21 protein-coding genes are annotated in these 22157 nt (G+C 38.4%); 16 read left to right on the top strand and 5 right to left on the bottom strand.

Translation table 11 applies throughout. From position 1 onward, the window contains the following. Positions 1-11 precede the first annotated feature (11 nt). Positions 12-497, bottom strand: a complete 486-nt coding sequence (locus M2M59_RS10975) for a GAF domain-containing protein (RefSeq protein WP_147196016.1) — start codon at positions 495-497, stop codon at positions 12-14. An 18-nt stretch (positions 498-515) separates the two neighbouring features. Then, entirely contained in the window at positions 516-1310 is a 795-nt protein-coding gene (hisJ, locus tag M2M59_RS10970; protein WP_249774597.1) for a histidinol-phosphatase HisJ, read from the bottom strand. Between the two features lie 145 nt (positions 1311-1455). On the opposite strand from hisJ, the gene ezrA reads away from it, so the two are divergent. From ezrA to M2M59_RS10915, 11 genes are all read left to right on the top strand, one after another. Continuing rightward, on the top strand, positions 1456-3141 hold the full coding sequence (gene ezrA / locus M2M59_RS10965; RefSeq protein WP_249774596.1) for a septation ring formation regulator EzrA: 1686 nt from the start codon (positions 1456-1458) through the stop codon (positions 3139-3141). Between the two features lie 84 nt (positions 3142-3225). Continuing rightward, positions 3226-4362 carry a cysteine desulfurase family protein gene (locus M2M59_RS10960; RefSeq protein WP_249774595.1) on the top strand — a complete coding sequence of 379 codons (1137 nt, stop codon included), beginning with the start codon at positions 3226-3228 and terminating at the stop codon, positions 4360-4362. Positions 4363-4366: 4 nt separating this feature from the next. After that, positions 4367-5569 carry a tRNA uracil 4-sulfurtransferase ThiI gene (gene thiI, locus M2M59_RS10955; protein WP_150284816.1) on the top strand — a complete coding sequence of 401 codons (1203 nt, stop codon included), beginning with the start codon at positions 4367-4369 and terminating at the stop codon, positions 5567-5569. A gap of 79 nt (positions 5570-5648) precedes the next feature. Next, positions 5649-5855 carry an alpha/beta-type small acid-soluble spore protein gene (locus M2M59_RS10950; protein WP_066788894.1) on the top strand — a complete coding sequence of 69 codons (207 nt, stop codon included), beginning with the start codon at positions 5649-5651 and terminating at the stop codon, positions 5853-5855. 98 nt (positions 5856-5953) lie between these two features. Continuing rightward, on the top strand, positions 5954-6166 hold the full coding sequence (locus tag M2M59_RS10945; RefSeq protein ID WP_066788891.1) for an alpha/beta-type small acid-soluble spore protein: 213 nt from the start codon (positions 5954-5956) through the stop codon (positions 6164-6166). 120 nt (positions 6167-6286) lie between these two features. Beyond that, the gene (gene mbcS / locus M2M59_RS10940) at positions 6287-7867 is read left to right on the top strand and encodes an acyl-CoA synthetase MbcS (protein WP_249774594.1); all 1581 of its coding nucleotides are present in this window, start codon (positions 6287-6289) and stop codon (positions 7865-7867) included. A gap of 70 nt (positions 7868-7937) precedes the next feature. Further along, positions 7938-8849 carry an EamA family transporter RarD gene (gene rarD, locus M2M59_RS10935; protein WP_249774593.1) on the top strand — a complete coding sequence of 304 codons (912 nt, stop codon included), beginning with the start codon at positions 7938-7940 and terminating at the stop codon, positions 8847-8849. Between the two features lie 66 nt (positions 8850-8915). Then, positions 8916-9926 carry a signal peptide peptidase SppA gene (gene sppA, locus M2M59_RS10930; RefSeq protein ID WP_249774592.1) on the top strand — a complete coding sequence of 337 codons (1011 nt, stop codon included), beginning with the start codon at positions 8916-8918 and terminating at the stop codon, positions 9924-9926. Between the two features lie 13 nt (positions 9927-9939). Then, positions 9940-10476 carry an RDD family protein gene (locus M2M59_RS10925; RefSeq protein ID WP_249774591.1) on the top strand — a complete coding sequence of 179 codons (537 nt, stop codon included), beginning with the start codon at positions 9940-9942 and terminating at the stop codon, positions 10474-10476. Between the two features lie 221 nt (positions 10477-10697). Continuing rightward, on the top strand, positions 10698-11204 hold the full coding sequence (gene tpx, locus M2M59_RS10920; RefSeq protein ID WP_147196000.1) for a thiol peroxidase: 507 nt from the start codon (positions 10698-10700) through the stop codon (positions 11202-11204). Between the two features lie 63 nt (positions 11205-11267). After that, positions 11268-12203 (top strand): class I SAM-dependent methyltransferase, encoded by a 936-nt coding sequence (locus M2M59_RS10915; RefSeq protein ID WP_249774590.1) that lies wholly within the window; start codon positions 11268-11270, stop codon positions 12201-12203. 50 nt (positions 12204-12253) lie between these two features. Here M2M59_RS10915 and M2M59_RS10910 read toward each other — a convergent pair whose 3' ends face one another. Then, entirely contained in the window at positions 12254-12712 is a 459-nt protein-coding gene (locus M2M59_RS10910; protein WP_066788870.1) for a universal stress protein, read from the bottom strand. A gap of 231 nt (positions 12713-12943) precedes the next feature. Here M2M59_RS10910 and ald point away from each other — a divergent pair, with 231 nt between their 5' ends. After that, positions 12944-14056 (top strand): alanine dehydrogenase, encoded by a 1113-nt coding sequence (gene ald, locus M2M59_RS10905; protein ID WP_066788867.1) that lies wholly within the window; start codon positions 12944-12946, stop codon positions 14054-14056. A gap of 110 nt (positions 14057-14166) precedes the next feature. On the opposite strand, the gene M2M59_RS10900 is transcribed toward ald, so the two are convergent. Further along, complete coding sequence (locus M2M59_RS10900) at positions 14167-15264, bottom strand: M24 family metallopeptidase (protein WP_249774589.1); 1098 nt, start codon at positions 15262-15264, stop codon at positions 14167-14169. Positions 15265-15412: 148 nt separating this feature from the next. On the opposite strand from M2M59_RS10900, the gene M2M59_RS10895 reads away from it, so the two are divergent. Both M2M59_RS10895 and M2M59_RS10890 read left to right on the top strand, forming a co-directional pair. After that, entirely contained in the window at positions 15413-16093 is a 681-nt protein-coding gene (locus M2M59_RS10895; RefSeq protein WP_249774588.1) for a metal-dependent hydrolase, read from the top strand. A gap of 65 nt (positions 16094-16158) precedes the next feature. Further along, positions 16159-17469 (top strand): DRTGG domain-containing protein, encoded by a 1311-nt coding sequence (locus tag M2M59_RS10890; protein ID WP_150284808.1) that lies wholly within the window; start codon positions 16159-16161, stop codon positions 17467-17469. An 87-nt stretch (positions 17470-17556) separates the two neighbouring features. On the opposite strand, the gene M2M59_RS10885 is transcribed toward M2M59_RS10890, so the two are convergent. After that, positions 17557-17874: a YtpI family protein gene (locus M2M59_RS10885; protein WP_223823560.1), complete on the bottom strand. Its 318-nt coding sequence runs from the start codon at positions 17872-17874 to the stop codon at positions 17557-17559. Positions 17875-18052: 178 nt separating this feature from the next. On the opposite strand from M2M59_RS10885, the gene M2M59_RS10880 reads away from it, so the two are divergent. Both M2M59_RS10880 and dnaE read left to right on the top strand, forming a co-directional pair. Further along, positions 18053-18988 (top strand): DHH family phosphoesterase, encoded by a 936-nt coding sequence (locus M2M59_RS10880; protein ID WP_249774587.1) that lies wholly within the window; start codon positions 18053-18055, stop codon positions 18986-18988. 27 nt (positions 18989-19015) lie between these two features. Next, positions 19016-22102, top strand: coding sequence for a DNA polymerase III subunit alpha (gene dnaE / locus M2M59_RS10875; RefSeq protein WP_249774586.1), 3087 nt, complete (start codon positions 19016-19018; stop codon positions 22100-22102). The last annotated feature ends 55 nt before the right edge of the window (positions 22103-22157 follow it).

Below are 22157 nucleotides of genomic sequence, written 5' to 3'. Positions count from 1 at the left end.
TCAGCTTTTTATTATAGGTGAATATGACGGACTAATACATTAACGAACTGTTCAAGACCAGCTTGATCGTCGTTACTGAATCTATTTTTTATAGGGCTATCAATATCTAACACCCCATAGAGCTCTCCATTAACGATTAGAGGGACAACAATCTCTGATTGTGAAGCACTGTCACAAGCAATATGTCCAGGGAAAGCATTGACATCCTCTACAACTAACGTCTCTCGCGACGAGGCTGATGTACCACAAACGCCTTTGCCAAGCGGGATATGCACACATGCAGGGAGTCCTTGGAAAGGTCCTAGCAGCAATTCATTATTTTTCATAAGATAAAATCCGCACCAATTAATATTATCTAAAAATTGGTTAAGTAAAGCTGAAGCATTGCTTAAATTCGAGATGGAATCCATTTCTCCATCTAATAATGCATCCAATTGCTTAGCTAGTAATTGATATTGAGCTGTAATATCGCCGCTGTAATTTACTTTTTGAAACATTCCTATACCTCCCGTTGTTTAGCGATCAAATGGAAAAAGTCCTTCCTCATAAGGATGCAAATCATCTGGGTGATGGGCATCTGAACCATGAATAATAGGAATTCCTAATGATTTTGCGTATGATATATATGATACGGTTGGATGTGATCCATTGCAATAAAGTTTTGATAGAGTAGCATAATTTACATCCAATTCATAGTTGTGTTTTGCTATGAGTTTTAAAATATCTATTAATTGTTGTTTAAATAGTAGATTTTCTTGTAGCTCATCAGTAGGGAAAAGCAAAGGATTGCTGATTCTCTTTGGCTTATAATTCCCTAAGTTTGATTGGATAGATTTTGATATGGTTTTATAATATAGGTTGTAAACGGATTGTAGCGTATCTTTTTTTCTTGCGAGACTTGTCAATTGATCAAAAGAATGGTCGACACATGTATAAGATTGACCACACTTGAGGAATCGGACAGTTAACATTGCATCATCGATATGTGGGCCTATAAGGTTTAAAAAACTTGTCGTTTCTCTTTCATAGTCTTCAAGATAATCTACCTCAAAGCCAATGCGAATATGAATGAGTTCTTTATATTTTTCTTTAAGTCTTTGCATTTCATCCATGTAAACAAGTAAAAGTCCAGGGCTCATTGTTCGGCCTTCTTTCGGGCAAAAGTCGACAAAATTTGAAGGCAATGGGGCATGTTCTGTAAAGGTGATATCCTCATAGCCTAATTTAATTGCTTTTTTGATATAATCTTCACAAGGAATCGTAGTGCCATTAGGACAAAAAGAGGTATGAATATGGGCGTCACGTTTCATAAAATCCCTCCATTTTTAAAAAATTAATCGAATTATAGATAAATTAATAAGAAATCATTCATATAGATAAACAAAAAAACAAAAAACATGGTAATATTAAGCTTAATTAGATGCTGAAAAACTGATTAGGGACAGGGGGCTTACGATGAGTTTTTTCATTGCCGCAATCATCGTATTATGTATAATTATAGCAATTGTCTTTATATTTCGTCGAAAACATCGAACTGAAATTCAAAGACTAGAACAAAATAAGCAACAAATTCAAAATAAGCCAGTGCTAGAAGAGTTGATGAAAGTAAAAGCTCTCAACATGAATGGTCAAACAGAAGAAATGTTTGAACGTTGGCGAAATAAATGGACAGAGCTCATGGATGTTGAGATGCCGAAAATTGACGAACTACTCTTTGATGCGGAAGAGCAAGTAGACAAGTTTCGTTTTGGCAAGGCGACAGAAATAGAAAAAGATATCGATTCGCGCATAGCTGAGTATGACAATGAAATGGCCATCATTTTGAAAGAGTTGGATGAATTAGTTGGAAGCGAAGAGAAAAATAGAGTTGAGATTGAACAGTTGAAGGAACAATATCGTTCGGCTCGTAAGACTCTCCTTGCCCATCAATATTCATATGGTCCTGCTGCTGTTCCGCTTGAGAAAAGACTAGAAACATTTACTCCACAATTTGAAGAATACGAGGAATTAACGAGCTCAGGAAATTACCTGAAGGCAAGGGAATTAGTTGTGAATCTAAGTAATGAAGGACAACAAACCTTTAAATTGATTAATGAAATCCCAACGCTTCTTACAGAAATTCAACACAAAATTCCATCAGATATTCATGAAATTAGAAATGGGCACCGAGAGATGGAAGACCAATCCTACTTCCTTGTACATTTGGAGATTTTAGACAAGCTAGAGGAAATGGAAAAAAGTTTAGCTGAATTCAAACAAAAAGTAGCTGATTTGGATATTGATAATGTTCAACAGCAAGTGGAAGTAATAAAAGATGAAATTGAATCCTTCTACGATGCATTAGAAAAAGAAGTCATTGGGAAGAAATATGTTGATCTTCATTTTGTTTCTATCGGCGAGCAACTGGAATCAACTTTAAAAGCGACAGAAGAAATGGCTATAGAAGCGGAAGCAGTCCAAAAAAGCTATCGATTGCCTTCACGGGAAGCAGAAATTCCTAAAAACTGCAAACAACAGCTGCTGGCTCTTCAACAACGCTATGACTTTTTAGCTGTAGAGGTACGAGAAGAACAATCTGCTTATTCAAGCATGGAAGAGGTTCTAAAAGAGCTGAAGGACTCAATAGAAAATCTATTCCAAGAACAAAAACAATTTGCTGAACGCATGAACAACCTTCGCATAGATGAAAATAAAGCAAGAGCTACATTGAACAACTTAAGAAAAATGCTGTCTGATACTGAACGAATGATACATAAAGCAAATCTGCCAGGTATTCCGGAGGAAATGGATGCCAGATTAGAAGAAGCTACTGAAAGAATCTTTATTGTGGTCAACAATCTGCAAGAGATCCCTCTTAATATGGAAACGGTTTATAAGAACTTGGAAATTGCAGAAAAATGTATAGAAGAAGTTCGGCAAACAGCAGTTGAAATGCTTGAGAATGTTCAATTAATTGAATCAATTATTCAGTATGGAAACCGTTACCGCAAGACAAATCCAGCCATGCATCAACAATTATTAGAAGCTGAAGCAGCATTTCGTGATATGAGGTATGCCAAAGCTCTGGAGACGGCTGCAACTGCCGTAGAAGCGGCTGAGCCAGGGGCTATGAAAAAAATTCAAGTACTTGCCAAGGATTAGGTTTGGCGTTCATAATAGAAATGCATTAAGCCACCGCACAGGTTTTTGTGCAGGTGGTTTTCTTTTGGAAGGAAGGTACCAACAATGATTTATTTAGACCATAGTGCGACAACAAAACCGAATAAATCCGTTTTAGAAACATTTGTCCAAGCGAACGAACGTTATTATGCAAATCCAGCTTCTCTACACCAAATGGGTGTTGAAACAAACACGCTTTTGTCGAGAGCAAGAGAACAAATAGCGGCTATTATAAAAACAGAACCTGAACAAATTATTTTTACCTCTGGTGGAACTGAATCGAACAATTTTGCCATCAAAGGATTAGCAAGAGCTAATAAACACCGTGGAACAAAGATACTAATTTCTGCTATCGAACACGCGTCTGTTGAAGAAAGTGCCAAAGCGCTAGAAAAAGAAGGTTATACAGTAGAAAAAGTTCAAGTAAATGAATACGGTGTTATTTCAATAGAAGACTTAAAAAAGAAATTAACAAAAGATACGGTTATAGTCAGTATCATGCATGTAAATAATGAAATAGGAGCGCTTCAACCTATTTCAGAAATTGCTCGTATTGTGCATGAAAACAGCCGTGCCTTTTTCCATATGGATGCTGTGCAGAGTTTCGGGAAAATTCCTGTTCATTTTGCCGGAGAAGAAGGACCAGATGCTCTTACTGTTTCTGGCCACAAAATTAATGGTTTAAAGGGCACTGGTTTCCTAGCTCTTCGCAAACAAGTAAATATCGAAACAATAATTCATGGCGGCGGGCAAGAAATGGGATTGAGAAGCGGTACGGTGGCGGTACCACAGGCTGTCGCTTTAGCAAAAGCTGTAAGAATGGCGCATGAAACACAACCTGCACATGAAGAACAATTTAGCCAATGGCGTGATGATTTGCATGCCTTTTTACAACAGTTTCCGTATGTTCGCACTCTATCCTCTAACAACGGTGCACCACATATAGTAAGCTGTGCTGTACAAGGGCTTCGAGGCGAAATATTAGTCAATGCTATGCAGCATGAAGGGTTTATTATTTCTACATCAAGTGCATGTTCTTCTAAGGATCATAGCATCAGCCATGTAGTCAAAGCCATAGAAATTGATCCTTCCTATGAAAAAGGAGTAATTCGGATAAGCCTTGGTGAAGGTATTACTGAAAAAGATATACAAGCATTCAAAACTGCGTTTAAAAAAGTAATGATGCAAGTAAAGGAGTTTTAAATAGATGAAATGGCATGAAATATTAATAAGATACGGAGAAATCACAACAAAAGGCAAGAACAGAAAATTATTTATTAATCGTCTTAAAGAAAATTTGCGGTATACCTTTGCAGATATCCCAAACATGCGTATCCGTTCTGAAAGAGATCGTATGTATTTGAGCAGTGAGGTAGACACTGAGATGGAGGAAATTCTGAACCGTCTGCCTCATATCTTTGGGATTCACTCCTTTAGCCCTGTAGCAGAATGTGAACCAACAGTTGAAGCTATGAAGGAATTAGCTGTTGAAATCGTACAAGGGTTGGACTACGAAGGAAAAACATTCAAGGTAAATGCAAAACGTTCATTCAAAAACTTTCCTCTAGATACGTATGAATTGCAACAAACAATAGGTAGTCATGTATTAGGCACATTGCCAGGCATGACCGTTCAAATGAAAAAACCAGATATTGAACTGCGAGTAGAGGTACGTGAAAAAGCTGTTTACATGATGGTAGATGTTATTGCAGGTGCAGGTGGTTTGCCTATTGGCTCGAACGGAAAGGCGCTACTACTTCTTTCTGGTGGAATTGACAGCCCTGTTGCAGCTTATTATATGATGAAACGTGGCGTTCGAATTGAAGCCATCCATTTTTTCAGTCCGCCATTTACAAGTGATCAATCATTAACTAAAGTGAAAGAACTATGCGATAAGATTAGCCGTTTTGGCGGTAATATTCGCCTGCATATTATACCTTTTACTGAAACCCAACAAACTATTCAAAATAGTGTACCTGAAAACGTCACAATGACTTCTACACGCCGAATGATGATGAAAATTGCGGACGAGGTACGAAAAGAAATAGATGCAAAAGCGCTTGTTACAGGCGAAAATTTAGGACAAGTTGCTAGCCAAACGCTAGAAAGTTTAGCTGCCATTAATGATGTAACGACAACACCTATTTTGCGTCCATTAATCACATTTGATAAGTTAGAAATCATCGATGTAGCACAGAAAATCGGTACGTACGATATTTCAATTCGACCTTATGAAGATTGCTGTACAGTATTTACGCCAGCTAATCCAAAAACAAAGCCGAGAGTTGAAAAAATGAATTACTACGAAAGCTTTACTGATTTCGAAGAAATGATTCAACGTGCTGTGAAAAACCGTGAAATTCACTCATTCCCTAAAACAAAAAGTGATGATTTCTCTGAGTTGTTGTAAGAGGTTTTAATTTTTTTTTAAATACCTTGTATGTTTTTTCGCTTCTGAGACATTCTATATGCACAAGGAGGTGAACAACATGTCAAACAACAACTCAGGTTCAAGACAATTAGAAGTACGCGGCGCTCGTCAAGCGATTGACCAAATGAAATATGAAATCGCTCAAGAGTTCGGTGTAAACCTTGGTGCAGAAGCATCTTCTCGTGCAAACGGTTCAGTAGGCGGAGAGATTACTAAACGCTTAGTAGCAATGGCTGAACAACAAATGAACGGTTTACAAAAATAAGTTGGGTCATACCTTAGCATACCCAATTTTCACAAAGGATAGGATTTGAAATAAGCTTTATTAAAGTTTATTCACTTCAAAAAAGGGAGGGTAACAACATGTCAAACAACAATTCAGGTTCAAATCAATTAGAAGTACGCGGTGCTCGCCAAGCGATCGACCAAATGAAATACGAAATCGCACAAGAATTCGGTGTAAACCTTGGGGCAGAAGCATCAGCGCGTGCTAACGGATCCGTTGGCGGAGAAATTACTAAGCGTTTAGTTGCGATGGCTGAACAACAAATGAACGGTTATTCCCAAAACAAATAATTGAATATAGAAAAAAGCTGAGGAAGAAATAATTCTTCCTTGGCTTTTTTAATGGAGTAAAAAGTTGGACAGTATTCTGAAAATTCTATATAATACTTCAACAAAGGGGAGTGATTTTCAATGAAACGAGAGGAATTAATTGCACCTGAAGTATATAATCTGGTCAGAGAAATAGAGAAATATGCAGCGGAACCTACGAAAACGGCTTTACGCTTTGAAAACGAGCATGGAAGTATAGATACCATCACGTATAAGGCATTAATCCAGAAAGCAAATCAAATGGCAAACGTATTTGCGAGCCATGGCTTGCAAAAAGGTGATGTTGTTCTTATTATGGTACCGCGTTTAATTGACGCTTATATTACATATATCGCAGCATTAAAAGCAGGGCTTGTTGTGATACCAAGTTCTGAAATGTTAAGGGCTAAGGAGATTGACTATCGTCTAGCACATAGCGGAGCTAAAGCTGTTATTGCCTATGAACCATTTATAGAACAATTTGAACAGGTAGAGAATCTTCAGGACGTCCAACAGTATGTGATTGGCCAAGCCCCTGCTCCATGGATTGAACTGATTCAAGAAACAGAGCAAGCGTCAGATGTGTATGAAATGGCTGATACGAAAAGCAGCGACATGGCATTTCTTTCTTACACCAGTGGCACAACTGGTAATCCAAAGGGTGTTGTGCATACGCATGGATGGGCATATGCCCATTTAAAAACAGCAGCTGCACATTGGCTTGGTATTCAAGAGGGAGATTTAGTATGGGCAACAGCAAGCCCTGGCTGGCAAAAGTGGATTTGGAGTCCCTTCCTGTCAGTACTGGGAAGCGGAGCAACTGGTCTTGTTTATAATGGCCGCTTCCAGCCGGAAAAATATTTATCACTTCTCGAAAAATACAAGGTTCAAGTATTGTGCTGTACACCTACTGAATACAGGCTGATGGCAAAGGTAGACAATCTTGATGCATATGATTTAACGACATTGCGAAGCGCAGTTTCCGCCGGCGAACCGCTAAATCAAGAAGTGATTAATCTCTTTAAAAAACATTTCGATTTAGATGTAAGGGATGGCTACGGACAAACCGAAAATACATTATTGATTGGCAATTTGAAGGATGAACCATTTAAACCAGGTTCTATGGGCAAACCTACACCGGGCAATCTTGTAGAAGTGATTGATGATGAAGGTAATCCATGTCCAGCTGGTGTAGTGGGCGATATAGCTGTCCATCGATCAACTCCAGCATTGTTTAAAGAATATTTGAATGATCCAGAAAGAACGACAAGACAGTTCAGAGGAGATTACTATGTTACAGGAGACCGTGCTAGAAAAGATGAAGACGGATACTTTTTCTTTGAAGGTAGGAACGATGACATCATTATTAGTTCAGGGTATACAATTGGTCCATTTGAAGTGGAAGATGCTCTCGTAAAGCATCCGTTAGTTCAAGAATGCGCAGTAGTTGCTAGTCCTGACGAGGTGCGCGGCAGCATAGTAAAGGCATTTGTTGTATTGAAGGATCACTCAATAGCTTCAGACGAATTAGTGAAAGAGCTTCAAAATCATGCAAAGGAACTGACAGCACCTTATAAATATCCGCGTGAGATTCAATTTGTTGAGGAACTTCCTAAAACGACATCCGGAAAAATAAGACGAATAGAGTTACGAGAACACGAGAATAGAAAACTACATTCTTAAGTTATTGAAAAGACTACTTATTATTGGTAGTCTTTTAATTATGGCTAGAAGCCAAAAGGAGGCGAGTAGGATGGAAAATGAAAAAAAGGGGATAGTTGCATCAGTCTTTGCGTATATATTGTGGGGACTATTTCCTCTTTATTGGAAAGTGATTCAGCATGTTACAAGTGGTGAAATATTGGCTAGCCGCGTGATTTGGTCATTTATACTTACACTTATTTTTGTCCTGCTGATTAAGCAAGGAAAAGTATTAGTTAAAGATTTTCGGGAATTATGGCAAAATCAAAAAGCATTTTGGAGTTTATGTTTGGCAGCTTATTTAGTATCGGCAAACTGGTTTATTTACATATGGGCAGTAAATCATGATCATATTATCCAGACAAGCTTAGGTTATTATATGAATCCGATTTTTTCTATTTTGCTTGGCATTATTTTCTTGAAAGAACGAATGACGAAAGCACAGGTGCTAGCGCTACTAATGGCGGCTATTGGCGTTATTATTTTAATTTCATCTTATGGGCAGATTCCATGGATATCCATTGGTTTAGCTTTAAGTTTTGGGTTTTATGGATTATTGAAAAAGCAAATCGCTTTGGATGCAACAAGAGGGCTTGTCATTGAAACAATGTTTATCTTCCCAGTAGCGATTATCTATTATTTCTATCTTTATTTCCAGGGAAATATGTCGTTTCTTCATGTCGATATGAAAACAAATGTGTTTTTAATAGGAACAGGTATTGTAACGGCTCTACCGCTTGTTTTATTCGCAGTAGGGGCACAAAATATCCCTTTATATTTAGTGGGCTTTATACAATATATTGCACCAACCATGACGTTAATTCTAGGTGTATTTCTTTATCATGAATCATTTGGCCACACAGAATTAATTTCATTCTCATTTATTTGGTTAGCCTTAATTATCTTTTCGATTTCAACCATCTTGGAAATGAGAAAAACATACAGACTTTCACACAAGTCATGAAAATGATGAAACATTTAACGGTTTGTCTCGTATGTTTATAATGCAGGGTGAAAAGGAGGGTCATAAATGACAGTAAAAAGATGGGTGGCGCTTGGCATAGCAATCGCACTATTTGCCATGTCTGCCTTTGTAAGTATTGCTTTATCATTTGCTAAAATGGACTTCAAAAAAGGGTTAGAATCTGTTGCTGATCTAGATAGTACATATGATTATAATGTGTTAAAAAATGGAAATCCATCGAAGCAAATTGCAGTCCTTACTGTGAATGGAACGATACAAGACACTGGTGAGAGCACTTCTATTTTCAGTAGTGAAACATATAATCACCAGTATTTTATGGATCAATTAGAAGATATCAAAAAGAATAAGAGTGTTAAAGGTGTGTTGCTTAAAGTAAATTCGCCTGGTGGAGGTACGAATGAATCTAAACAAATTTATGACAAAATAAAGGAAATAAAAAAAGAAAGAAACATTCCTATTTATGTTTCAATGGGTTCAATGGCCGCTTCAGGCGGTTACTACATCTCTGCACCAGCAGATGTTATTTATGCTGATGAAGAAACATTAACTGGTTCCATTGGTGTCATTATGCAAGGGATGGATTATAGTAAATTAGCGAAAAAATTAGGGATTGAATTTAACACAATTAAGACAGGTCCGTATAAAGATATAATGAACGGTTCGCGTGAAATGACACCTGCAGAAAAGAAATTGCTTCAAAACATGGTGAATGATTCTTACGGACGTTTTGTTAAAGTAGTAGCAGATGGACGCGGCATGTCTGAAAAAGAAGTTAGATCTATTGCTGATGGACGCATTATGAATGGTTCTCAAGCGGTGAAAGCAGGCTTAGTGGATCGTTTAGGTTATAGTGAGGATGCATTAAAAGCGCTGATGAAAGATAACAAACTTCAAGGAGCAGAGGTATTTGAATATAGTACTGACGAAGGTTGGGGATCCATTTTCTCTGCGAAGTTAAGTAGTAAACTTATGCCTTCTGCTGAAAAAGAAGCAATTAGCAAAATGTTGTCTACTAGCAGCGCGCCAAGAATGATGTACTTATACGGTGAAGAATAAAGGGGGCGTTGAAATGTCAGAGACACTAAATGAATCTGCAACAAGTTTAAGCCCACTCGAAATAAAGAAAGTACCAGAGTACCATTTAAAGGCAGCAGGTTTTTGGACTCGTTTTTGGGCTTATTTGATTGATTTGGTCGTGATCAGTTCGTTTACAGCCTTAACTATCGGCCCACTTTTTGATTTGATGGGTTGGGATGATGCACGAATTCTTTATCTATCTCCCTACAAATTTGTTGCAGCCATTCTGTTTTATGGTTATTTTGTTTTAATGACGAAGTGGCGAGCTCAAACACTCGGAAAGATGGTTTTCGGTATTAAGGTAGTAAGTGACAAAGGAATCCCATTAACATGGGGTACTATACTTTTTAGAGAATGGATAGGGCGCTTTATATCTGTAAAGATTTTAATTTTATATATTGTGGCCGCATTTACGCCGAAGCATAAAGCTGTCCATGATTATATTGCAGATACTGCTGTCGTTCATGAGAAAAGCTATGAAAAGGTAGAAAAAACGATTGCAATAGAGCAGAGTGCGCATACAGTTTAATTACCGTGACTGAATTTGCGTTAATAAGATAGATTCCCCATACTCAAAAATTGAGAAGCAAAGAATTTTTGGGTTTGGGGATAATAGTATGTAAAATCGTGAGAGTTCTTAATCTCAGTGGGTGTAACAGAAAACATACTGAGTCAAGTTTCATGATAAGAGTCTTCCTAGTTGCAACAAGCTAAAAGATTCAAGTAATATTAAGTCAAGGAGGCGTTGAAATGGTACAAGTAACATTTAAAAATAATCCCGTAACATTAGTAGGTCCAGAAATTAAAGTTGGTGACAAGGCACCTGAGTTCACTGCATTATCTACTGACATGCAAGAAAAACATTTATCAGACTTCGCAGGCAAGAAAGTTTTAATCAGTGTGGTTCCATCATTAGATACAGGTGTTTGCGATGCTCAAACTAGACGTTTCAATGAAGAGGCAACAGGCTTAGGTGAAGACGTTGTGGTTCTAACAATTTCTTGTGACCTTCCTTTTGCACAAAAACGTTGGTGCGGTGCAAACGGTATAGAAAATATTTATACTTTATCAGATCATCGCGATTTGTCATTTGGTGATGCATATGGCGTACATATGCAAGAGTTGCGTTTGCTAGCACGTTCTATTTTCGTTGTTGACCAAGATGGAAAAGTGGCATATGTAGAATATGTGCCTGAAGGAACAGACCATCCTGATTACGACCATGCAATTGATGCTATCAAATCACTTAGCAAATAAGTAAATTTCTAGCTGGGGACCCACTCTATCGTCGAGTGGGTTTCCGTTTTGAAGGAGAGCATTATGGAAACTATTGAAGTCCTTTTTTCATTTATAGATAAAGAAACAGAAAAACATGCAGAATCAGATCAATCAACCTATCTAGACGGTTTATTAATAACGTTAAACAGATGGCTAGATGCTGAAATAAAGCCTGAAGTTGAACCAACAAAAGAAGAAATTCGTAAAGCTATCCAGTTGGCGATTCTTAAAGGAATGAGACAAAGCTCTCAACCGAATCATCAGATGACGCCTGATTCGCTTGGCCTTTTGGTAGGTTACTTTGTGGAACAGTTTTTCGAGAAAGAAATCAAAGAAGATCACCAAATTACAATGCTTGATCCAGCGATCGGCACAGCGAATTTGCTGATGACGGTTATGAATCTCTTAGGTGACAAGATTGAGGGATTCGGTATTGAAATTGATGAGCTTTTAATTCAAATTGCGGCATCATCTGCAGAGTTAGAGGGGCAGCCATTGTCGTTATATCTACAAGATGCTCTTGAAAACTTGATGATTGATCCAGTAGATGCTGTTATTTGTGATTTGCCAGTAGGCTATTATCCAAACGAAGAAATAGCTAAGCAATATGATGTAAAAGCTGACGAAGGAATGACATATGCCCATCATTTGTTCATTGAGCAATCGTTGAGATATACAAAAGATGGCGGATATTTATTCTTCTTGGTGCCTGATCATCTATTCGAATCAGAGCAATCACAGCTTTTAAATAAGATGATTGCTAAAACTGCTTGGATACAGGCAGTTGTCCAACTGCCGGATACTTTGTTCTCAAGTAAAGCACATGCAAAAAGTTTATTTGTTTTGCAAAAGAAAGTGGATGGCGGAAAAGCCGTCAAAGAAGTGTTGCTTGCAAAAGTGCCAAATATGAAAAACATGCAAGCATTAGAGCTGTTCTTCGCTAAAGTGCGCAAATGGAAAAAAGAAAACAAAGCATAATTAAAAAGATAAAAGCCTGCAGAGCAACTAAATGCTCTGCAGGCTTTTTATTATTTGCTTTCTTCTACTGAATCTGTGCGTACCACAAGCACATCACATTTTGCAGATCGTACAATGCTTTCAGATACACTACCGATTAAAAATCGTTCAACTGTATTGAGCCCTGTAGCACCGCAAATAATTAAATCTGCATTTACTTTTTTAGATACATCTCTAGTAATAATTGTTTTAGGTGAACCGTATTCGATTAAGATATTGACATTTTTTATACCAGCAGCTTCTGCTTCTTTCTTGTAGCCAGCTAATAGCTCATCCGCGAATCCTTGCGCGCGTTCTTGAATGGAACGGTCATATGCTTCAATGGCTGCAAATGAACGTGTATCAATAATATTGACTAAATAAAGTGAAGACTCATTACGATTAGCTACTGCAACGGCCTTTTTGAATGCATACTCCGCTTCTTTTGAACCATCTACTGCCACAATAATGTTTTTATAATCTAATGCCATATTCGATTCCTCCTTTTTATAAATCTAGTATACCACCATTTCCCATCAATTTACGTTCACTTTTTTACATATTTAAGAAGATTATAAAAAGTAGTGAACGAGCCGCTATTATTAATATTCAAAATTATTGACAAAAATAGAAGAATATTTGTTACAATAGACATGTTATTATGTGAACATTCAAATACATAACAAACAATGATCACTTTTTTATATTTAGGAGGATGGGATATGAAAATCGGTGTTCCAAAGGAAATTAAAAACAACGAAAACCGTGTAGCAATGACGCCAGCAGGTGTTGTGAATTTAACAATGCATGGTCACGAAGTTTTTATTGAGACGAATGCAGGTCTAGGATCTGGCTTTACAGACGAAGACTACAAAGCTGCAGGTGCTCACATTGTAGAGACTGCTGCTGAAGCATGGAAACAAGAAATGGTGATGAAAGTAAAAGAACCGATCTCTTCTGAATTCGGTTATTTCTATGAAGGACAAATTCTCTTTACTTACCTACATTTAGCTCCTGAGCCAGAATTGACTCAAGCATTACTAGATAATAAAGTGGTTGCGATTGCTTATGAAACAGTTCAATTACCAAATCGCAGTTTACCGCTATTATCGCCGATGAGCGAAGTAGCTGGACGTATGGCAACACAAATTGGGGCGCAATATTTAGAAAAACAAGAAGGCGGCAAAGGTATTTTACTTGGCGGTGTACCAGGGGTTACTCGCGGTAAAGTAACAATTATTGGTGGCGGTATGGCTGGAGCAAATGCAGCGAAAATCGCTATCGGCATGGGCGCAGAAGTAACAGTTATTGATCTAAGCCCTGAACGTCTTCGCCAGTTAGATGATCAATTTGGCACAGATGTACAAACATTAATGTCAAATCCGTACAACATTGCAGAGTCTGTAAAAAATTCTGATTTAGTTATTGGCGCTGTACTAATTCCTGGTGCAAAAGCTCCTAAACTGGTAACAGAAGAGATGATTAAATCAATGTCTCCTGGTTCTGTTGTTGTGGATATTGCAATTGACCAAGGCGGTATTTTTGAAACTTCTGACCGTATCACAACACATGATGAGCCAACTTACATCAAGCATGGCGTTGTACACTACGCAGTTGCGAATATGCCTGGTGCAGTTCCACGTACTTCAACTATGGCCCTAACAAACAACACAGTGCCATTTGCACTTGAAATTGCAAACAAAGGCTATAGCCGCGCATGCCTTACAAATGAAGCGTTGAAAAAAGGGGTTAATACTCTTGATGGAAATGTAACATTTGAGGCAGTAGCAGAAGCATTAAACTACCCATATGTATCTGTTGATTCATTATTATAAGTAGATAGATTAAAGGCAAACCAACTTACAGGTTTGCCTTTTTTTGAGTTTCATGAGATTTACACAAAAAAGAAGGATGAGTTGTGTTCATCCTTCTTTCATAGTAATCATTATTTTGGTTGAATGATTTGCAATTCTTTCGGGAAGCTTGTAAGCACTTCTACGCCGTTTTCTGTCACATATACATCATCTTCAATGCGTACGCCAGCCGTGTCGTTTTTATAAATTCCTGGTTCAATGGTAAAGACCATACCTTCTTGCATCGCCATTTCATTCGCGCCATGCACCGAAGGGAATTCATGCACTGAAATGCCAAGACCATGTCCTAGACGGTGTGTAAAATACTCGCCGAATCCAGCATCTTCAATTACTTTACGTGATGCATGATCAAGTTCTTTAGCGAGTACACCTGGCTTAACCAGTTCAATTGCTGCTTCATTTGCTCTTTTCACTGTTTCATAAACTTCTTTTTGGGCATCTGAGATTTCGCCGAATGCAACGGTTCTCGTAATATCTGAACAATAGCCTTCATAAACAACGCCTAAATCAAAAAGTACAAGATCGCCTTTTTGGACTTTTTGAGTTCCTGGTGTCCCATGCGGAGAAGCTGCATTTAATCCTGTCAGAACCATTGTGTCAAATGACATATAAACGCCTTTTGCCTTCATTGCTGCTTCAATGGCAGATAGTATTTCGATTTCAGTTTTGCCTTCAGCTATTTCATTGCAACCAACTTCAATCGCATAATCCGCTAATTTTGCTGCTTCACGCAATTTTTCCAATTCGTCCTCAGATTTAGTGAGGCGCATTTGGTTTAGTTGTTCATCTAGACCAACATATTTTGTGTCGTTAAAGAAATGTTGAAGAGCTTCTAAACGTTCTACTGTTAAGTGTGATTTTTCAATTGCAAGTGTGTGTAATGGGACGTTTCGGGTATTAGTAGTATGGTGGAAGATTTCCCATGCGTTTTCTGTATCCTCATGGCCTACAGCTTCAAACGCCCACCCAGCAGCTTTTGCATCAGGCACTTCCATTTTAGGGCAAATCATAAATGGTTCTGCTTCTTTAAAAATCATGATACCCAACAAGCGTTCATGTGGGTCACTACGGAAACCTGATAGGTAAAAGACATTGTCTGGCGTAGTAATGAATGCCGCGTCAATATTTTTTTCTTGTAAGTATTGTTGAATCAGCTGCACTTTATTCATAAAAAAATCCTCCCTTTAGAGACTAGAGACTTTGAGTGTTATTTATTGAGTATAAATACTCTCCCTATACAGTCTATCATAAAAAGAGGGAAATGAAGTACCAAGCGAGAATACAACTATGAGAAACTTTTGAAAGGAAGATTACTTTATGAAAATTTCATTCCATGGACATTCGATTGTTAAAATTCAAACCAACAACCATACTATTTTAATTGACCCTTTTATCACTGGAAATAGCCAAACCGATTTAAATGTAGATGATCAAAATCCGGATGTCATTTTACTGACTCACGGACATAATGACCATGTAGGAGATACAGTTGAAATTGCTAAAAAATCCAATGCACTTGTGGTAGCTCCGAATGAATTAGCAGATTATCTGTCATGGCAAGGATTAGAAACACATCCAATGCATATTGGCGGAGCACGTCAATTTGATTTTGGTAAGGTCAAGCTTACTCAAGCATTCCATGGCTCATCTTATGTAACAGAGGACAAGCAAATTATTTATACAGGTATGCCTGCGGGGCTCCTTTTATTTATCGAAGGAAAGACAATTTACCATGCAGGTGATACAGCTTTATTCAGTGATATGAAATTAATCGGAGAGATGCATCCGATTGATATAGCATTTTTACCGATTGGAGATAATTTCACAATGGGGCCTGAAGATGCTGCAAAAGCTGTCGAATTTTTAAATCCACAAGAGGTTGTGCCTATTCATTACAATACTTTCCCTGTAATTGAACAGGATCCACAGGCTTTTTCTAACATGGTAGGCAATGGTTCTGTAAGAATTATGAATGCCGGCGATCAATTTGAATTGTAACTATAACAGTTTGAAGTAAATATGGTACACTTAAGCCAAGAGACCGTTTAGAAATAGGTGATTTTTTGGCTACAAAACATGAAAAAATACTCCAATATATTGAATCATTGCCAGTGGGCGATAAAATTTCAGTCCGCCAAATCGCAAAAGAAATGTCTGTTAGCGAGGGTACTGCCTATCGCGCGATTAAAGAAGCTGAGTCAAGGCGTCTTGTCAGTACGATTGAACGTGTGGGCACCATCAGGATTGAGAAAAAGAAAAAAGAAAATATTGAGCGGCTTACATTTGCCGAGATTGTCAATATTGTGGATGGACAAGTATTAGGCGGCATTAACGGTTTGCATAAAACCCTTACGAAGTTTGTAATTGGCGCCATGAAACTGGAAGATATGATGCGCTATACAGAAGCAGGGAGCTTGCTTATCGTCGGCAACCGGGCGCGTACGCATGAGATGGCTCTTAAAGAAGGAGCTGCTGTCCTCATTACAGGTGGTTTTGATACCACTGATGAAGTGAAAAAACTGGCAGACCAGCTTGAGCTTCCTCTTATTTCAACAAGCTATGACACATTTACAGTTGCAGCGATGATTAACCGAGCCATTTATGACCAGTTAATCAAGAAAGAAATTTTATTAATTGAGGATATCGTGATTCCGTTAAAAAGAACATCCTACTTGAAGACAACAGATACAGTAAGAGAATATAACTTATTGAATGCTGAAACTACTCATGGCGGATTCCCTGTAATTGATAAGCATGGCAAAATTGTAGGTATTGTAACATCACGTGATTTGATTGGTAAACATGAAAGTGATCATATCGATCGATTAATGACCCGAAATCCAATTACAGTATCATTAAAAACGAGTGTAGCAACAGCTGGCCATCAGATGATTTGGGAAGGGATTGATTTGCTTCCTGTAGCAGATGAACATGGCATTTTGCAGGGGGTTGTAAGCAGACAGGATGTCTTGAAAGCACTGCAAATGGCACAAAGGCAACCACAGCACGGAGAGACGATTGATGATTTGGTGAAGAAGGAAATGGAGATGGACGTGTCAAACGACGAGATGGTGATCAAATTTAACGTGACACCTCAAATGACCAATCAATTTGGCGCGATTTCATACGGAGCTTTTACTACATTAATCGTCGAATCGGGTTCCTTCGCACTCAAAAAAGTTAAACGTGGTGAAAGTGTAATGGAGAATATCTCGATTTACTTTATTAAACCGATCCAAATCGAGTCAACAATTACAGTAAAACCACGAATTTTAGACATGAGCCGCAAGTTCGCTAAGATGGACTTTGAGGTTTATAGTGAAGACTTGCTTGTCGGCAAGGCTTTAGCTACTTTCCAATTGCTTGAGCGATAAGGGATAATCCACATGTGGGTGAAAATATAGCGAAACGTATAGACGTAATCGGTTAAAGAAGTGAAAAAAGTGATGCACAGCTGTGCATCACTTTTTGTTCAATTTTTCTTCTTCAGCGATATATTGACCATAATGGCGTACTCGTTTGCTGTAGCTTATGAACACAAAGAAGCCAAATACAATCAAAATAGCGCAAATCACATATGTAAGTACTGTATGATAAAGGATGATTTGGTTTATGCCAAACAAGACTAACAATACTCCAAGCGATACACCTGCACGGCCTGCATACCACTTTTTGCGAATCGGTAAGTTTGTTCGGAATTGTTTTGTTTTGAAATATAGGTAAAATACAACCGTTATCACGACTAATAATGCTAAAATAATATTTACTATATTACTCATCGTGTTCCTCCTAAATGCAAAGCTATCTTTATTCTACTGATATTGTGTAGAAAAAGATAGTAGAAAGTAGGAGACGAGAGTTTGTAATTAAATGTGCAGACAGATAATTAATAGATTAGCGAAGAAAGCACAATTCAACTATTGGAGCTTCATTTATCGTTTAAAGGAGACAAAAAATATGAAAAAAGAGATTATCGATACAATTGCTGAGTACGACACGATTATAATTCACCGACATGTTCGTCCAGATGCAGATGCATACGGCTCACAGTTAGGGTTAAAAGCTATTTTACAAGCAACTTATCCAGAGAAAACAATCTACGCGGTAGGAGAGCACGACCATGTCTTTAGCTACTTAGGTTTGCCTGATGAAATATCGGATGAGGCCTATAACAAAGCTTTAGTCATTTGCACTGATACAGCCAACACGGAACGAGTTGATGATCAACGTTATCATACCGGTGACTTTTTAATAAAGATTGACCACCATCCCAATGATGATCAATATGGCGACCTACTATGGGTGAACACTGCTGCTAGTTCAGCGAGTGAAATGATTTATGAATTGTATAAGGAAGGTAGCGAAACAGCCGGGTGGAGGATGAATCAAAACGGTGCCAGGTTATTATTCGCAGGTATCGTGGGGGACACCGGACGTTTTATTTATCCAAGTACAACAGAAACTACCTTCAAAGTAGTGGGTGACCTCATTTCCTATGGTTTTGATCGGACTGAGCTTTTTAATAGTATGTATGAATTGGATCCTAATCTGTTACAACTACAAGGATATATTTATCAAAATTTCGCAATGGATGAAACAGGCGCGGCATATATAAAATTGTCAAAACAACTACTAGAAGAATATGGCGTGAGCGCAAGCGACACTTCAGCATTAGTCAGCACGCTTGGCGATATTAAAGGAATTAAAGCATGGGCCATGTTTGTAGAGGAAGATAGCCAGATACGTGTTCGATTACGTTCTAAGGGTCCTATCATCAATGAATTGGCTAAAAAATACCGTGGTGGAGGTCATCCTATGGCATCTGGTGCCACAATCTATCAGTGGTCAGAGGCTGACGAAGTGATTCAACAATTAAAAACACTTTGCCAGTAAGGATTAAAAAGAAAGGTAGAGATGATAATGCAGCCTGTCTATTCACAAATCGTTACAGCGGCTGATATGCTCAAAAGTACCATACGCATCGATGAACTCCTTACATTTTTAAAAAGGGAAGGGGCCAAGGCAGCAGCGATTACTGATTCTAAATTATATGGTCTATTGCCTTTTTGGCGAGCATTCAAGCATAGTTCAATACACCCTGTCATTGGCTTAACGGTACAAGTTGAGTTCTCCGCTGGTATATGCAGGCCGCTTGTACTGTATGCCCAAAATAACGAAGGATATCATCACCTATTGAAAATCAGTTCGTCGACATCATTGCGAGAAAACGAAGCATTGCCACTGCGATGGCTGCATGGGTATCGGACAGGTTGCATTGCTTTGCTTCCTATTAATGATGAGAATTGGCAACAGGAAAAGGTATTTGAGGATATCGAGCAAATTGCGGAAATCTTTGATGCAGAGCACTTTGCCATTGGCATAGACCGACCAGGTGGAATTAAATCGCCTAGGGAAGACCAAATAGTTCACTATTGTACAGAACGTGCTATTACGATTTGCGCCACTCATTTGAGCACTTTTCTACAAGAAGATCATGCTGATGCATTTCAAGTGGCCAGGGCGATCGCATCAGGAACCAAAATGGCAGATCAGGAAAAACTGACATTACGAGAAAGACAGCAATATATACCTACTTCAGTTAATTGGAAAGAGTGGTTCCATGACAAAGAAGAGTGGTTAAAGGCAGCAGAAACTTTGCTTCTTTCTTGTCAGGTAGAACTAGATTCCAAGAAAAGCTATATGCCCAAATTCCCTACACCTGATGGAGTAGATGCAACCGATCTTTTGAAGGATAAATGTCTAACAGGATTACGCGAAAGAGTTCCGAATGCAAACGAAAATTATCATAGCCGCCTACAATATGAATTAAGTATTATCACTAAAATGGGGTTTGCAGATTACTTTTTGATTGTAGCTGATTATATTGAATACGCAAGGAGCAAAAATATATTGACAGGACCCGGCCGGGGATCTTCTGCCAGTTCATTAGTGGCGTATACAATGCGTATTACAGATGTCGACCCATTGCAATATGGTTTGCTTTTTGAACGATTTCTAAACCCAGAACGTATTACACTTCCTGATATAGATGTCGACTTCGCCGATTATCGTAGAGAAGAAGTCATTCATTATGTAGCAGAGAAGTATGGGGCAAACTATACATCGCAAATTATTACATTTGGAACATTATCTGCGAAGGCAGTCGCAAGGGATGTAGCGAGAGTATTCGGCTTTAATACTGAAGAACTATCTTATATATCCTCACTCTTGCCAAATAGGCCTGGGCTGTCATTGCAAGAAGCGTGGCAGCAATCAGATGTACTCAGAAACCATGTCAATTCTAGCGATCTGCATAAGAAATGGTTTCAAATAGCTCTTCAATTGGAAGGTTTACCGCGAAATGCATCAACACATGCGGCGGGCGTTGTGCTATCGCCAGAGCCGCTTGTCAACATTGTCCCGATAGAAAAAGGCAATGAAGGGCTCTATTTAACTCAATGGCCGATGGGAGATGTAGAATCTGTCGGAATATTAAAGATGGACTTTTTAGGACTTCGCAATTTAACAATCCTAGAGAGAATACGCTCTATGATTTTATATAATGAAGAACGCTTTTTACAGTTTGAGAAAATTCCATTACATGATTCGAAAACCTTTGAATTACTGAAAAATGGTGATACCAATGGTATTTTTCAATTAGAATCAGAAGGAATGAAGCAAGCCCTTAAAGAGATTAAGCCAACTTCCTTCAATGATATTGTTGCCGTGAATGCTTTATATCGACCCGGCCCTATGGAATTTATTCCTGTCTATAGTAAAAGGAAGCATGGGCTAGAAAAAGTTGAAATGCTGCACCCTGTGCTAGAGCCGATCTTAGGTGAAACATATGGTGTCATCGTCTATCAAGAGCAAATATTGCAAATTGCCTCCCGTATGGCCGGATTCTCGATGGGAGAAGCTGATCTCTTACGCCGAGCTGTAAGTAAAAAAAAGAAGGAATTGCTAGATTCAGAACAAGAACACTTTGTATCAAGTAGTATTGAACAAGGGTTTGACAGAAAAGTAGCAGAGGAAGTTTATCAGCTCATTGTCAAATTTGCTAATTATGGATTTCCAAAGAGCCATGCGGTAGCGTATAGTATGATCTCATATCAAATGGCATATTTGAAAGCTCATTTTCCGGCCTATTTTTATGCAGCCATGCTCACATCTGCTATGGGTAATCAAGAACGATTCAATAAAATTCTGCAAGAGGCGAAGCAAAAAGGCATTGCTATTCTATCACCTTCCATCAATCGTAGTGGACGTTCATTTTACGTACAGAATGGATCCATTCGCTATGCTCTCTCAGCTATTAAAGGCGTTCCACATCCATTTTTAAACAAGCTAATAGAGCTGAGAAGGAATGGTCATGGAAATTGGCAGGATATATTTGATTTAGCTTTAGACTTAACAGCTGTCCATTTTAATCGTAAAACCGTAGAGCCACTTATTAAAGCTGGAGCGCTAGATGAATTCGGCAAGGATCGTGCTGTACTGTTGGCTACGATTGATGCGGCTGTGAAGCATGCGGAATTGTATCGACCAGATCAAGAAACAACATTATTAGATGATGACTCCTTCTTCTTTGGAAAGCCAAAGCACGCTAATGCAAGCCCAATCCCAGAAAAATTAAAGCTCCAGTACGAAAAAGAAGTGCTCGGTACATATATATCGTTGCACCCGATTCAAAAGGTGAAGCAGGCTCAACATTTGGTAACACCAGCTTTTGATAACCTAAAAGGGCTAACAGGAAGACATTTTGTGAAAGTGGTTGGTTTAGTAACAGAGATAAAGCAAATTCGGACGAAAAAGGGCGAATTGATGGCTTTTGTACAACTAGAAGACGAGACGGGTATCCTTTCACTTACCGTGTTCCCGAAAGAATATCTTCAGGCAATCGAATGGCTAAAGGAAGAACAGATTATAATGGCAGAGGGCAACTTGGAGCAAAGAAAAGGGCAGGTTCAGGTAATCTATAAAAAAGGGACCGTCCTTTCATCGTAAAAAAGAGGATATTGAGTTGATTAAAAAGAATACCCCCTAGAGAAGGAAAAAATTT

It is taken from the genome of Rummeliibacillus sp. G93, assembly GCF_023515935.1.
Taxonomy (GTDB): Bacteria; Bacillota; Bacilli; order Bacillales_A; family Planococcaceae; genus Rummeliibacillus; species Rummeliibacillus stabekisii.
This window is presented reverse-complemented; position numbering and strand designations above follow the sequence as displayed.